Origin of the sequence: Flammeovirga sp. SJP92 (assembly GCF_001583495.1) — a bacterium.
Classification (GTDB): domain Bacteria; phylum Bacteroidota; class Bacteroidia; order Cytophagales; family Flammeovirgaceae; genus Flammeovirga.
Genome location: NZ_LQAQ01000061.1, coordinates 217,615 through 232,201, shown reverse-complemented (window position 1 = coordinate 232,201; position 14,587 = coordinate 217,615). Strand labels below are relative to the sequence as shown.

15 protein-coding genes are annotated in these 14,587 nt (G+C 34.7%); 12 read left to right on the top strand and 3 right to left on the bottom strand.

All coding sequences use genetic code 11. The annotated features are described in order from the left end of the window. Positions 1 to 108: 108 nt before the first annotated feature. A complete protein-coding gene (locus AVL50_RS13700; protein WP_062617064.1) occupies positions 109 to 843 on the top strand; it encodes a nitroreductase family protein in 735 nt (244 codons plus the stop codon). Between the two features lie 119 nt (positions 844 to 962). Here the strand turns inward: AVL50_RS13700 and AVL50_RS13695 are convergent, their stop codons facing one another. Continuing rightward, positions 963 to 1,349: a hypothetical protein gene (locus tag AVL50_RS13695; protein WP_062617063.1), complete on the bottom strand. Its 387-nt coding sequence runs from the start codon at positions 1,347 to 1,349 to the stop codon at positions 963 to 965. 252 nt (positions 1,350 to 1,601) lie between these two features. Between AVL50_RS13695 and AVL50_RS13690 the strand changes: the two genes are divergently transcribed. From AVL50_RS13690 to AVL50_RS13660, 7 genes are all read left to right on the top strand, one after another. Continuing rightward, complete coding sequence (locus AVL50_RS13690; protein ID WP_371259034.1) at positions 1,602 to 2,948, top strand: Na(+)-translocating NADH-quinone reductase subunit A; 1,347 nt, start codon at positions 1,602 to 1,604, stop codon at positions 2,946 to 2,948. Between the two features lie 41 nt (positions 2,949 to 2,989). Then, positions 2,990 to 4,222 (top strand): NADH:ubiquinone reductase (Na(+)-transporting) subunit B, encoded by a 1,233-nt coding sequence (locus AVL50_RS13685; RefSeq protein ID WP_062617061.1) that lies wholly within the window; start codon positions 2,990 to 2,992, stop codon positions 4,220 to 4,222. Beyond that, the gene (gene nqrC / locus AVL50_RS13680) at positions 4,209 to 4,940 is read left to right on the top strand and encodes an NADH:ubiquinone reductase (Na(+)-transporting) subunit C (protein ID WP_062617060.1); all 732 of its coding nucleotides are present in this window, start codon (positions 4,209 to 4,211) and stop codon (positions 4,938 to 4,940) included. Before AVL50_RS13685 ends, nqrC begins: the two co-directional genes overlap by 14 nt. Positions 4,941 to 4,982: 42 nt before the next feature. Beyond that, complete coding sequence (locus AVL50_RS13675) at positions 4,983 to 5,630, top strand: NADH:ubiquinone reductase (Na(+)-transporting) subunit D (RefSeq protein WP_062617059.1); 648 nt, start codon at positions 4,983 to 4,985, stop codon at positions 5,628 to 5,630. A gap of 29 nt (positions 5,631 to 5,659) precedes the next feature. Next, on the top strand, positions 5,660 to 6,271 hold the full coding sequence (gene nqrE / locus AVL50_RS13670) for an NADH:ubiquinone reductase (Na(+)-transporting) subunit E (protein ID WP_062617058.1): 612 nt from the start codon (positions 5,660 to 5,662) through the stop codon (positions 6,269 to 6,271). Between the two features lie 91 nt (positions 6,272 to 6,362). After that, positions 6,363 to 6,602, top strand: coding sequence for a MoaD/ThiS family protein (locus AVL50_RS13665; protein WP_062617057.1), 240 nt, complete (start codon positions 6,363 to 6,365; stop codon positions 6,600 to 6,602). A gap of 24 nt (positions 6,603 to 6,626) precedes the next feature. Further along, positions 6,627 to 7,040, top strand: a complete 414-nt coding sequence (locus AVL50_RS13660; RefSeq protein WP_062617056.1) for a molybdenum cofactor biosynthesis protein MoaE — start codon at positions 6,627 to 6,629, stop codon at positions 7,038 to 7,040. Between the two features lie 59 nt (positions 7,041 to 7,099). Here the strand turns inward: AVL50_RS13660 and AVL50_RS13655 are convergent, their stop codons facing one another. Together AVL50_RS13655 and AVL50_RS13650 are read right to left on the bottom strand one after the other, a co-directional pair. Then, the gene (locus tag AVL50_RS13655; RefSeq protein WP_062617055.1) at positions 7,100 to 8,260 is read right to left on the bottom strand and encodes a sigma-54 dependent transcriptional regulator; all 1,161 of its coding nucleotides are present in this window, start codon (positions 8,258 to 8,260) and stop codon (positions 7,100 to 7,102) included. Between the two features lie 36 nt (positions 8,261 to 8,296). After that, positions 8,297 to 8,560 (bottom strand): hypothetical protein, encoded by a 264-nt coding sequence (locus AVL50_RS13650; protein ID WP_062617054.1) that lies wholly within the window; start codon positions 8,558 to 8,560, stop codon positions 8,297 to 8,299. Positions 8,561 to 8,773: 213 nt separating this feature from the next. On the opposite strand from AVL50_RS13650, the gene AVL50_RS13645 reads away from it, so the two are divergent. The 4 genes from AVL50_RS13645 to AVL50_RS13630 all read left to right on the top strand — a co-directional run bounded on the left by AVL50_RS13645 (position 8,774) and on the right by AVL50_RS13630 (position 14,559). After that, on the top strand, positions 8,774 to 10,156 hold the full coding sequence (locus AVL50_RS13645) for a DUF1800 family protein (protein WP_062617053.1): 1,383 nt from the start codon (positions 8,774 to 8,776) through the stop codon (positions 10,154 to 10,156). 12 nt (positions 10,157 to 10,168) lie between these two features. Further along, positions 10,169 to 11,362 (top strand): DUF1501 domain-containing protein, encoded by a 1,194-nt coding sequence (locus tag AVL50_RS13640; protein WP_062617052.1) that lies wholly within the window; start codon positions 10,169 to 10,171, stop codon positions 11,360 to 11,362. A gap of 70 nt (positions 11,363 to 11,432) precedes the next feature. Further along, positions 11,433 to 12,119: a hypothetical protein gene (locus AVL50_RS13635; protein ID WP_062617051.1), complete on the top strand. Its 687-nt coding sequence runs from the start codon at positions 11,433 to 11,435 to the stop codon at positions 12,117 to 12,119. Between the two features lie 214 nt (positions 12,120 to 12,333). Beyond that, positions 12,334 to 14,559, top strand: a complete 2,226-nt coding sequence (locus AVL50_RS13630; RefSeq protein WP_062617050.1) for a PP2C family protein-serine/threonine phosphatase — start codon at positions 12,334 to 12,336, stop codon at positions 14,557 to 14,559. The last annotated feature ends 28 nt before the right edge of the window (positions 14,560 to 14,587 follow it).

Here is a 14,587-nt window from a genome sequence, read left to right as displayed (position 1 = left end):
CACTAATTGGATGATTAGTTGTTTGAATTATTAAATAAAAAATGATAAAACAAAAATAATAATCGTTTAATAAAACTGACAATTAAAGTATTTAATCGGACAAGAAAAATGACTAACAGTGCAAAATATTTTGATGAGATTGTTCAATCTAGACGATCTGTACGTATTTATGATCAAGAATCAGACTTTGATCACGAGGCAGTACAAAGAAGTCTTGAACGTGCAACCTTGTCCCCAAACAGTTCTAATATGCAAATGTGGGAGTTTTACAGAATTACTTCTGAGGACTTGAGAAAGGAAGTGGCTGAAAATTGTATGCGTCAGAAGGCGGCAACTACAGCTAGAGAATTAGTATTATTTGTAGTTAGACCAAAACTATGGAGAGAGCGAGCGTCTTTCAATTTAGAGAAAATGAAATCATCTTTTCCAGAGGATATTTCTCAAAAAGATAAAGCCAAAGCATTGAGTTATTATGAAAAACTGATTCCAGTGTTGTATAATAACGATACTTTTGGTGGATTGAGAAGTTTTTTCAAGAAAGTTTATGCTTGGTACGTTGGTTTCAAAAGACCAATGTATAGAGAAGTGACAAAAACAGATGTTCGTATCACATTGCATAAGAGTGTATCATTAGCGGCGATGACTTTTATGTACAGCATGAAAGCAGAAGGTTATGATACATGCCCAATGGAGGGTTTCGATAGTAAACGAATTAAAAAGCTTTTAGAACTGCCTAAGGATGCTGAAATTAGTATGATTATTGGATGCGGTGCAGCAGCAGAAGGTGGGATTTACAACAAAAGAACTAGAGTGGCAAATAAGGAAGTGATCTTCCAAAAATAAGCTGTTTTAGATAATATTTTTAAATGAGCTATCTTTATTTTACTAACTTGATTGGGTGGATATTAAACAAATAAATCTACTTTAGTTCAGTTTATAGTAAAATACGGATAGCTCTTCTTTTATTCTGAAATTACTTCTTCTTCAACTAATCCTAAGTATTTTACTGTTAGATTATTGTTTTTGTGTGAAGGATGGAATAAAGTTTTCAAATTTATCGTTTTACCATCGTTATTTAGTAAGATTCTAAATAAGGCTTGATCACTAGGGTTGTCTTCCATTACCCATAGGTATTTATAGTCTTTCAAGTTTAAGGGTTCATCATCTACAGTGTTGATATAGGGCACCTCAGAGATCAAAACTTCCTTGTTGTGAAAATCCCAAGTAATCAAGTGAGGGTTCTTTAAGTTTTGGTCTACTACCTTGATAAAGTGAAGATTATGTACTTTTGCTACGTCTTTTCTGTGGTTGATTTGTTCCCAGATAGCAGAAATTTCAGTATTATTCACGGCATTAAAAAATTGTTGTTTGAACTTTGTTTTTATTTTATAACGTTACAATATACAATTTATGATGGAATTGGCATTTTAAATAATTTGTTAATTCTTAAAAAGATATTCATTGTTATTCAGGATTTTTTGAAAATCTGTTGAAAATCACTTACCAATTAAGTTTCATAGCAGATATGAATTTATTAAGTTTGCAGATAAAAATATAGGAGCGTTTACTCTGTCACTCGATAATATCCGATGTCTAATAACGTGAAATTAAAAAAAGGGTTTGATATCAAACTAGTAGGCGAGGCTGCAGAAAGCATCGCTAAGAATATTGATACACCCACAACATTTGCCATTAAACCAGAGGACTTCCCTGGGATGATTCGTCCTAAGGCTGTGGTTAAAGTAGGCGAGAAAGTAAAGGCAGGTGACCCAATCTTAATTGATGGGAAATTAGAAGAAGTTAAATATACATCACCTGTAAGCGGCGAAATCGTTGAAATCCAACGTGGAGAACGCCGTAAGTTACTTGCAGTCGTAGTTAAAGCTGACGCGCAAGTTGAATACAAAGAGTTTCCAGTGAAACCAATTGACCAAGTTAGCAAAGAAGAAGCGCAAGCGATCCTTCTTGAAAGTGGTGTTTGGCCGCAGTTAGTGCGTCGTCCATATGCTATTGTTGCTAATCCGTCAGATTCACCAAGAGCTGTATTTGTATCTGCATTTGATAGCCATCCATTAGCACCAAACTTTGAGTTTACTTTAAAGGGTCAAGAAAGCTACATTCAAGCTGGTATTGATGTTTTGAAAAAGTTCACTCCAAAGGTGTATTTAGGATTGAATGGTTCAAAATCTTCTGCATTGTTTGATGGTCTTGCAGGCGTTGAGAAAAACAAATTCTCAGGACCTCACCCAGCAGGTAACGTAGGTGTTCAAATTCACCACACAGCACCTGTTACAAGTGGCAATGATGTAGTTTGGACTATTTCACCTGAAGGTTTAGCTCAAGTAGGTAAACTTTTCAAGGAAGGTAAATACGATGCAAAAAGAATCATTGCTGTAGCTGGTCCTAAGGTTGATACTCCAGAGTATGTTGAAACATACGCAGGTGTTAACTTAGAAACAATCTCAGCTGCAAAAATTAAAGGTGATAATGTTCGTGTTATTTCAGGTAACGTACTTACAGGATATGCTGTAGGTAAGAAAGGTTTCTTGGGATATTATTCTAACATGGTTACTGCTCTTGAGGAAGGAAACAAAGCACGTTTCTTCTTATCAGATGGGTGGTTGGCACCAATCACAAGCCGTTTAAGCTTCCACAAAGCGTTCGGTTTATTAGGTAGCACTTCTAAGAAATATGCACTTGATACAAATACAAACGGTCAAGATAGACCATTTGCTGTAACAGGTAGTTTCGAGAAAGTAGTACCTATGGATATTTATCCAATGTATTTATTGAAAGCAATTCTTGCATATGATTATGAGAATATGGAAGCATTAGGAATCTATGAAGTTGCAGAAGAGGATTTAGCTCTTTGTGAATTCATTGATGTTTCTAAGCACGATATTCAAAAAATTGTACGTCAAGGATTAGATACAATGCGTTTGGATTAATTTGGTGTACTATTAAAAATTAGTTTAATATCTTATAAGACATGAAATTCATTCACGATCTCATAGAAAAACAAAAGCCTATGTTCGAAAAGGGTGGTAAGCTAGAGAAGCTTTACTATGTTTTCGAAGCAGGTGAAACGTTTATGTTCACTCCTCCGGATGTGACTAAAGCAAAAGGTGTTCAGGTACGTGATGCAGTAGATTTAAAGCGTGTGATGATGACTGTAGTTATCGCACTTATCCCTGCTATCATTTTCGGTTTATGGAACGTAGGTTACCAACACCATATTGCAACAGGTGAAGCAGCATCTCTTGGAGAGCAATTCTTAATTGGTTTACAATTATCGTTACCAATTATCATTGTTTCTTATGCAGCAGGTGGTACTGTAGAGGCCGCTTTCGCCGTATTTAGAAATCACCCTATCACAGAGGGTTTCTTAGTAACAGGTATCCTTATTCCATTAGTATTGCCAGCAACTATTCCATTGTGGCAAGTTGCTTTAGCTTCTGCTTTCGCAGTATTAGTAGCTAAAGAGGTATTCGGTGGTGTAGGTATGAATATTTTGAACGTAGCATTAACTGCTCGTGCATTCTTATACTTCGCTTATCCAGCAGCGATTTCAGGTGATAAAGTTTGGACTTACCTTGGCGATGCCGCTCCAGTAGACGGTTTCACAGGTGCTACATTCTTAGGTTTAGCTGTTGAAGCTCAAAACCAAGGTGTTGCTGTTGCAGACTTTGTAGGTAAAACTGCTCACTGGGCATCAGATCCATTGAGTTTGTTTATCGGTACGATCCCAGGTTCAATTGGTGAGACTTCAGCTTTAATGTGTTTGATTGGTGCATTAGTATTAATCTGGACAAAAGTAGCTGATTATAGAATCATCGTTTCTGGTGTCTTAGGTGCATTAGCAATGGGTGCTTTATTAAATGTATTCGCAGGAGACGCTGAAGCAGTAAAAAATGGTGTTGAAGGAGCTAAATACTATGCTTACCTTGATATGCCATCTTATTACCACTTAATTATTGGTGGTTTTGCTTTTGGTATCGTTTTCATGGCAACAGACCCTGTATCGGCTTCACAAACCAACAATGGTAAGTGGATTTACGGTGCGTTAATCGGTGTAATGACGGTAATTATCCGTGTATTAAACCCAGCGTATCCTGAAGGCATCATGTTGGCTATTCTTCTTATGAACGTATTAGCTCCATTGATCGACCATTATGTAGTAAATGCAAACAAAAAACGAAGATTAAAACGTGCAACAGTCTAACGGTTATGTCATCGGTTTTGCGGTAGCAATGACAGTTATCCTTGGTGGTATCTTGTCGTTTACTGCAGTTTCTCTTAATGAGAGACAAAAGAAAGAAGTCGCTTTGGATACTAAAAAGCAAATTATGCTTTCAGTACTTCCTGAAATGAGCGATTCTCCAAAAGCAAAAATTGCTGAAGTATATGATAGTCGTATCCAAGTAATTGGTATCGATGGTAATGCAATTGACGCTGCTGTTCTTGAGAAATTAGATATTTCTAAAGAGTGGAAAAAATTAAAGAAAAACCAACCTGCAGTTTTACCTATTTACAAATTCATGAGTAAAGACGGTAACAGTGTAGATAGTTATATCTTGCCTATGTACGGTTATGGTCTTTGGAATGATATCTGGGGTTACTTTGCCTTAGAGTCTGATAAGAAGACTGTAAAAGGTGTGGTATTCTCTCACAAAGGTGAAACTCCTGGTTTAGGAGCGAGAATTGGTGATAAAGAGGTACAAGACCGTTATATCGGTAAAAAGATCTTTGTTAACGGTGAGTTAAAGCCAACTTTCATGGTAAAAGGTGAAGGTAAAACAGGTTTGCCTGATTATGAGGTAGACGGTTTATCAGGTGCAACACTTACTGCAATTGGTCTTAATGAAATGGTTGATAGATACTTAAATCAGTATAAACCATTCTTAGAAAAAGGTGCTTCTGCGGTTTCAATGGCCCAGTAGTTCGCAATTTGTTCTAATCATAAAAAACAAAAAACGAAAAAGATGAGCACAGAAACTGTAGCAGCTAAAAAGTCAGAAGCTTTATTCTCGAAGAGAAGAAAAGCGATCGTGACTGATCCTTTGGATGATGATAACCCAGTAACAGTACAAGTATTGGGTATCTGTTCTGCCCTAGCGGTAACTTCAAAGTTAGAGCCAACGTTGGTAATGTCAATTGCGGTAACATTCGTAATTATCTTCTCTAACTTAATCGTATCGATTTTGCGTAATGCAATTCCTCAACGTATCCGTATCATCGTGCAGTTGGGTATTGTAGCATCACTTGTAATTATCGTAGACCAAGTATTGAAAGCTTACCTTTATGATGTATCAAAAGTAGTAGGTGTATATGTAGGTCTGATCATTACAAACTGTATTGTAATGGGTCGTCTAGAAGCATTCGCAATGGCCAACAAGCCTTACGATTCAATTCTTGATGGTCTTGGTTCTTCATTCGGATATGCATGGGTAATCTTGGTTGTAGCTTTCTTCAGAGAGTTATTTGGATCAGGTACTTTATTTGATATCCGCGTTTTACCAGAAGCTTATGTAAACAATGGTTTAATGACATCTCCAGTAGGTGCATTTATCATCATTGGTTTAATCATCTGGGTACAACGTGCAAGAAACGGTTACGTAGAAGAGGCTTAGAACATTCATCTTAAAAAAACGATCACAAAATGGATTTATTAAATCTTGCAATTAAGTCGATCTTTATCGACAACATGGTGTTCGCCTACTTCTTAGGAATGTGTTCTTATTTGGCCGTATCTAAGAAAGTGGACACAGCGTTAGGTCTTGGTTTGGCAGTAACGTTCGTATTAACGATTACTGTACCACTAAACTGGTTAGTATATAACTATATCTTAAAAGAAGGTGCATTATCGTGGTTAGGCGAACAATATGCAGGCGTAAGCTTAGACTTCTTGACATATATTCTTTTCATCGCTGTTGTAGCATCTACAGTACAGTTGGTGGAAATGATTATTGAGAAATTCTCACCATCACTTTATGGTTCATTGGGTATCTTCCTTCCTTTGATTGCAGTAAACTGTTCAATCTTAGGTGCAGCATTCTTTATGGTGCCAAGAGAGTACTCTATCGTTGAAGCAGGTGTTTATGGTTTCTCATCAGGTATTGGTTGGTTAATCGCTATCATCGCATTAGCCGCTATCCGTGAGAAGATGAAATATTCAAATGTACCAGCTCCTTTAAGAGGATTAGGTATTACTTTCATCATCACAGGTTTGATGGGATTGGCATTCATGTCATTCATGGGTATTGCTTTATAAGATATAAAGAGATATTACATAAAGGCATATTCTTCGGAGTATGCCTTTTTTTGTGTTTTGAAAATAGAACAAATATTAGCACTTTCGAATTATGAAAATATTGCTATTTGGTATCACAAAGGAGATAATAGGAAGTTCAACGCTTGACTTTACAATAGATCAAACGGATTTGACTTCTGAAACGCTTTTAGATATTCTAAAAGAAAAGTACCCTGAATTAAGTAAACTGAGGTCAATTGCTTTAGCAGTGAATGGCGAACATGCCAACGGTTCGGAAATCGTTTCTGATAAAGATGAGATTGCTTTAATTCCACCAATGAGTGGAGGTTGATTTTTTAGACCTTAAAATCTAATTATGATTGCATTACAACAAACAAAAGAGATAAATACAGCTTCTATAATCGATAGTGTAAAGTCTGATTACTGCGGTGCTATTGATGTTTTTATTGGTACGGTAAGAGATAACCTCGTTGGTAAAAAAGTGACAAAGCTATTTTTTGAAGCTTATGAAACTATGGCCGTATCTGAGTTGCAGAAAATAGCTGATACAGTAAAAGAGAAATTCAAAGCAGACAAAGTGAGTATCGTTCATGCTGTGGGGGATTGTGAAGTAGGAGAGATTGCAGTAGTGATTGCAGTTTCTACACCTCACAGAAAAGCAAGTTTTGAAGCTTGTGAGTATGCTATTGATACATTAAAGGAGACTGTACCAATTTGGAAAAGAGAATATTTTGAAGATGGTTCTCATTGGGTATTTTCTCATCCATAAAAAAATCCTCAATTCTGATTACAGAGAATTGAGGATTTTATGTTTATAAAAAAGAAAGATTATAGGAAAGCATAACGCTCTACATCTTCTTTTGTAATTTCATTAGGACTCATAATTGTCAATCGCTCAACAACGTTTCTAAGTTCTCTGATATTACCTGTCCATTCTGGTTCTTTCATTTTCTCTAAAGCGTCCTCTGTAATTTTAGTTTGAGGTTTACCATATTCACCAGCAATATCTTTTAAGAACTTTTGTACCAATAATGGAATGTCTTCTTTTCGATCTGCTAAAGAAGGAACTTTAATGACAATAACACTTAGACGGTGGTAAAGATCTTCTCTGAAATCACCTGATTTGATCATAGCTTTCAAATCTTTGTTCGTAGCAGCAACTACTCTTACATTGACTTTGATTTCTTTATCTCCACCTACTCTGGTGATTCTGTTTTCTTGCAAAGCTCTTAAAACTTTCGCTTGAGCCGATAAACTCATATCACCAATCTCATCCAAGAAGAGAGTGCCTTCATTGGCTTGTTCGAATTTGCCAATACGTTGTTTATGTGCTGAAGTAAAAGAACCTTTCTCATGACCGAATAATTCACTTTCGATCAATTCAGAAGGAATAGCCGCACAGTTTACTTCTACTAAAGATTGCTTAGAACGTGGACTTTTACCGTGAATCCAACGAGCAACTAATTCTTTACCAGCACCGTTAGGACCAGTTACAAGTACTCTAGCTTCAGTAGGTGCTACTTTTTCAATCGTTTCTTTCATATGAAGAACCGGTTCAGATTCTCCAATAATATCATATTTCTTAGCCACTTGCTTTTTCAATACCTTAGTCTGCTGTACTAAAGTTGATTTATCCAAAGCGTTTCTAACGGCTAATAAAAGTCTATTTAAATCAGGTGGCTTTGATATAAAATCAAAGGCTCCTTTTTTAGTAGCATCAACAGCAATATCGATATTTGCGTGAGCTGAAATCATAATGAATTGAGGAGCTTTTCCCATCTCCATTGCTTTAGTGAGGACTTCAATACCATCTTTCTTTGGCATTTTTACATCACATAAAGCAACATCATAGTTATTAACGACTAACTTTTCAAGAGCTTCTTCTCCGTCTTTAGCTTCGTCAACATCGTAGTTTTCGAATTCTAATATTTCTCTCAACGTATAACGAATACTTTGTTCGTCATCGATGATTAGAATTTTTTTTCCCATGATAGTTTTTCTTAAATAAAAATAATATGCTCTTACTTACCAGTTAACATCAACACAATACTCATTACCCTCACAACTTCCAAAAGTGAAATCCATTTCAGATTCTTCGAAGTATTTAGTAAGGACTTCCATTAGTTTAGCTGATTCCATTAATTGTAGCTCTGTCTTTCCAGTAGGGGATAAAATAGCTATTTCAAGACTTTGAGAAGAGATATTCTTTTGAAAATGTAAACATTGCTTTTCAAGATCTTTTATTAGGGAGTTTAAATCCACTCCATAAGCGTTGAAATTTCTTCTCATTTCTATTCGAATTAATAAAAAATTACATCTAATATATTCAGAATCTCAAATATACATTATCTATGATTGACTGAAGATTAAAATATGAAAAAAAATAAGTTTTAATTTAATTATTTAGTAGCTTGTAAAACCGATAAAGACACTTTTTTTATCTTCATGACTATTTTCAGAGGAATGAAATAGCAGTATTTAACTACTTATAATCACTATCTTATGAACAAATCTTATAAAAAACTATTACACCTCTATTCTAGAGCCGGCTTTGGTGTGAATAGAAAAAGGGCAGATGAACTGCTTCAGAAAAAGGACTTTGTGTCCCCCCTTTTGGACTTTTCTGAGCTGAAACCGATTGAGGTTGATATTCCTCCAATGGAAGAAATGCCTAGTTATTCTGATATGAAAATGATGTCAAAAGATGAGAGGCAGGAAATGAGAAAAATGAGCGTAAAAAATACTCAAAAGGTTTTGCTCAATTGGATAGATCAAATGCAAAAAGGAGAATGTGATTTAGCAGAAAAGATGGCTTTATTCTGGCATGGGCACTTTGCTTGTAGAATTAGAAACCCTTATATCGCTATTCAATATACAGACACACTCAGAATGCATGGATTAGGTGATTTTAAAACGCTCTTGCTTGGGGTGTCTCAGTCAAGGGCTATGATTGATTACCTTCATTTAAAACAAAATAAAAAGAAAAGCCCCAACGAAGATTTTGCAAGAGAGCTTTGTGAACTTTTTACTTTAGGAAGAGATAATGGGTATACAGAACATGATGTGAAAGAAATAGCAAGGTGTTTTACAGGGTGGATTTCAGATAAAAAATTAGAGTTCAAAGTTGTCGCAAAAAGACATGATGATGGTAAAAAAACGGTCTTTGGTGAAACAGGAAACTTTGGTGGAGAAGAAGTTATTGATATGATTTTAAAGAAAAAGGAATGTGCTTATTTTTTATCCACTAAAATTTATAAATACTTTGTAAACCCAGTTCTTGATGAGAAGAGAGTTCAAGAAGTGGCCCATAAACTTTATACTTCTAACTATGATATAGGGGATACAATGGCTTATATCTTCAATTCTTCATGGTTCTATCAGGAAAAAAATATAGGTGTGAAAATTAAAAGCCCCATTGAACTGATGGTGACTATGAAAAAACAGTTTGATTTAGCACCAAAAAACAAAAACTCATGGATGATTCTGCAAAGAAACTTGGATCAAGTATTATACAACCCTCCCAATGTGGCAGGATGGCCTGGTGATAAGAGTTGGATTGATGCATCAAGACTGGCACAAAGACTGAGGTTGCCTTCTGTTTTATTGAATAGTGGAGAAATACCATTGGCTTATAAAGAGGATTATGATCAAGATCCAATGGAAGATAGAAGGAGAATGAAGCAGTACAGAAAGTTTCAATGTAAGATTGATTGGAGTGCTATTGAAGAACTGCATTATACTGATAAAAAATGTTCTTTAGTGGAATTGATGATTAGAGGAGAATTATCGGAAGAAGGAAAAAAGTATATCTCTGAAAATCCATTGACTAATTTTAAAGATCAAATGATCCAAATTTTATCCCTACCTGAATACCAACTTTGTTAATTTTTTGTGACTATGAAAAGAAGAGATTTTATAAAGAATTCCTCGTTTTTAACAGCAGGAACCCTTTTTACTCCCATGTTTTTACAACAGACATTGGGCAATGATAAAGCATCATTTGAAGGAAAAAGAATTGTAATCATTCAGTTTTCAGGTGGTAATGACGGTTTAAATACTATAGCCCCGTATTTGGATGATTTATACCATAAAGCAAGACCAAGCCTGTCACTCAAACAATCTGATGTTATTAAATTGGATAATGATCTGGGGATTAATGGAAATATGAAGGGAATAGCAGAGTTGTATGATAAAGGTTATGTTTCGATAATCAATAACGTTGGTTACCCAAACCCTAACCGTTCACACTTTAGAAGTATGGACATTTGGCACACTGCTTCCAATAGTGATGAATACCTGCAGACGGGTTGGATCGGACGGTACCTGGATTCTTACTGTAAAAGTGTTGACGCTGTCATTGAATACGATAATACGCTTTCTTTGGCTTTAAAAGGGGCAAATATGAAAGGTATAGCGGTTGATCAACCTTACAATTTCTATAACAGTTTAAAGGTTGATCAGTTTGATCAGCTAGCCAAGGAAACCAAGAAGAATGAATCTCTTGATGAAAATAATAAGGGATATCTTTACAAGACTTTAGCCGAAGCGAATCAGTCTGCAGAATATATTTATGAGAAAAGTAAAATATACAAGTCGGCTATTGAGTTTCCTAATTCATATTTAGGTAAAAGTTTGAAGAGTATTTCAGAACTGATCAAATCAGGTATTCACACTAAAGTATTTTATGCTTCTTTGGGTGGTTTTGATACTCATGTAAATCAAATAAATACACAAAGCAGGTTGCTGAAAGATTATTCCAATTCTGTTTCAGCATTTGTGAAAGAGTTGGAGAAGAGTGGTAATTTTGAAGACACAGTAATCATGACGTTCTCTGAGTTTGGTCGAAGAGTAGCTCAAAATGCTTCTCAAGGTACAGATCATGGTGCTGCAAATAATGTCTTTTTGATAGGAAATGATCTTCATAAAAAAGGAATTGTCAATGAAAATCCAGACTTGTCAAATTTGTATCAAGGGGACCTGGTTTATTCTGTTGATTTTAGAAGTATTTATGCAGACCTGCTTGACAATTGGTTGAATGTTAGTAGTTCGGAAATTTTGTCAAAAAAGATTAATACGTTGAGGTTGGTTTAAATGATTAGTTGTTCATTTCTGAAAATATTACTTATTTGTAAAATATTTGCTAACATCTATGATAACAGTTATGAATTGCAAAAAACAATTTTATATTTCGCTTTTTACCCTTGTATCGTTACTCCTTTTTGGTTGTGATGAGGCAACAAAAGTAGATGTAGAAAAGAATTTATCCACGGCCATAGAATTTAATGAGCCGGCCTTTATTCCTGATATTAAAAAGCGATTCGGAAAAGACGTTGTTGGTGTAGATAATATCAAAATCAATAGTAATTCCAAAGGTATTCTTTTAGAAGGGAAAGTGAAGTTGGAAAATGGGAAAACAGAAACAAGATCTGTAACACTCTCCAATAAGGAGATGGAGAAAATAGTTAAAAATTTTACAAAAGATGTAGCATTGGATGTCAATTGGACAATAGATGAAGAGGTCGACATCAATATATCTCAATCAGATTCATCTCGAGCAAAAGTGATCAAAATTAACAAGACGGGAGAGACTGCAGAAGAAAAACATGATCATCTTTTTAAATCGGAGATTGAACAAGCAGTAGCCGATGAACATAATGAGAAAATAAAGAATATTAATTCTATGAATGTTTCCATTGACGATGATAAAACTTACATTGAAGCTGATGTCACATTGGAAAATGGGGAGACAGTCAAACAAGTTATTGAGAGAAGTTCAGATGACGAGTTTAAGATGAAAGAAGGCAACAATGAAGTAAAAATCAAGATGATTGAAATAGAAGAAAAGTAATCATTTTTTATAGAAAAAAGAAGGTGGCCTTATGGATTTAAGGCCACCTTTTTTTGTGTCAATCATTAAATAACGAAACACAATAAAGTTTTATGTACCCTAGAAGTTTATTTGTGACGTAGAAATGACTACTTTTATAAAAACTATCAAGGCAAGAATCAGCCATATTCATTCTTGTCTTAGTATTCAGACTTAAATAGATTAAAGAAATCCTATGTTTAGAAAGATACAATCAAGTATATTTTCTTATTTTTTTACAATAGTAATCCTAGCCCTTTTTGTATTAGTTGTTGTTGTAAACAGTATTCTGACTCGTTTCGAAAACAAAGCTGTAGAGGAGAGATTGGAAGATGTTACATTGGCTATTGCTGATTATCTTACCAAGACCATACAAAACGAGGAAAGGACTATATCTTTACTTTCAGAGGCATTATCCATAGAGAATATCACAGCGATAGATCAATCATTTTCAAGTTTTACAGAGAAGAAGCCCACTTCAAAAGAGTGGGGGAAAATTACAAACTCTTCTTTTTACAAGGAAAATGGAGGAGACTCTTTACAATCGGTGATACAATATAATCTCAATAAATCTTCAAACCGTAAAAAAACGGGAATTGTTGCTTTAAGAAAAAACTTGGAGCACTTTCAGAAAATTGCAGATGTAGAGGAAGTTATTTTATTCAATAAAGAAAGAATCTTAGGATCTTCAAAAAGAGATCAATTAGTAGGTAAGCCTATTGATGGCAAAGGATTAGAAAACCTGAAACTTTCTCATAAAATCCGTTTACTACAAAATAAATCATCACAATGGATTGATCTAACTACATTTTTAGATGTAGGGAAAAGAGTTTTTCTACTTTCAAAAGTTCCTAATACAGAAGGAAGAAGTTTCTTTTTGCTTTATGTTTATAATGCCAATAAATGGAATCTCAATGCACAGATCAGCAATGTAGAGGAATCGGAAACAGCGGATATTTATCTTATTGGAAAAGATGGAAAATTAAGGTCTTCAATTAGAGCTTTTAATAAAAATCCTAGTGAAGTGTTGCTTAGATTATCACAGCAAGGCGTTGCAGAAAAAGATTTAAGCAAAGCAAAGAAAGAAAACTCCATTATTGGTTTGTTGAAAGTCTCCGATGAGGTGATTGAAATGAGTAATAGTAATATTATGGCTTCTTCTGAAGGTGTTTCTGTCAATGGTGTCAATGCTATTTTTATGACGCATTGGTTGAAAAGTGATGGAATTGATTGGAGAGTTGTAGTAGAATGGGGAAAAGATGAAGCATTTGCTCAGTGGTATAAAGTGAGGTTCTACCTCAATGCTCTCTTATTGGTCATAGGAATCTTCTTTTTGCTTGGAGTAATATATGGTGGACGAAGGTTGGCAAAACCTATCTATGCTTTAAAAAATGCATTAGATGACTTGGCAGAAAAGCCATTGGCGTTTAATTATATGAACTTTTCGGAAAAAGGAATCTCAAATGACATGCTCCAGAAAATGGATATCTTAGGAAATGAAGTGAAAAGACTTCATGAAGTGCAGAGAGAGATGGAGTTGAAACTTTCTGAAAGTTCAAATATTGTCAGTCAACAACACAAGCAGAATGAATCATTGTCTTCAAAGGAGCAGAATTTAATTACTGAAAATAAAAATCTCAATACTCAAGTGGTAGCTTTGGAGCAAGAAATTGATGCACATTACAAATCAGTGAAGAAAATATTGAAGCTGAGTATGTATGACAGCAGTCTCTATCATTTATCACTAGAAAGTCATTTTCATATACATAAAGCAAAAGAGCAGATTTCTGGAGATTTTATATGTACTTATGAAAGAGACAGCAGAGTATTCTTTTTCTTAGGCGATACAGGTAAAGAGAGTATTAAGGCTGCGTTGAGCAGAATGGTGATTACATCCATTATTAATGAAGTTGTCAATGTTAAAAGATTAGCTTCCGCTAGCCGTATATTAGAAGCCATCCACAAAAATATTTTAGAGGTAACGAAGTCTGAAGATTTAATTTTTGAAGAAGGATTGAGATTGTCAGTTTGTGTATGGGATAGACAAAAACAGATGTTGGAGTTTTCAGGTTTGAATCAATCAATCTTTGTACTTCGTGATGAAAATTTTGAAGAACTAATGGGAGATGAACTAACACTGGAAGCAAATAATGTAGAAAGTCAGTTTATAGCCAATACACAATATATACCTCTAAACAGAGTTAAAAACGCTTTATTGTATTTATTCTCTGATGGTATGATCCGTCAGAAAAATAATGATAATGAGGAATTTACACAAAAACGACTTAAAGAGTTGCTGATTGATGTTCATGCTGAAGATCTGAATATACAAAAAGAGTATATTGAGAAAACGTTTATTGAATGGAAAGGCAATACGGTCCAAAATGACGACGCTTCAATTTTAGGTCTGAGGTTAATTTGAATTGTTATTAGAAAGAATAATAGTTATC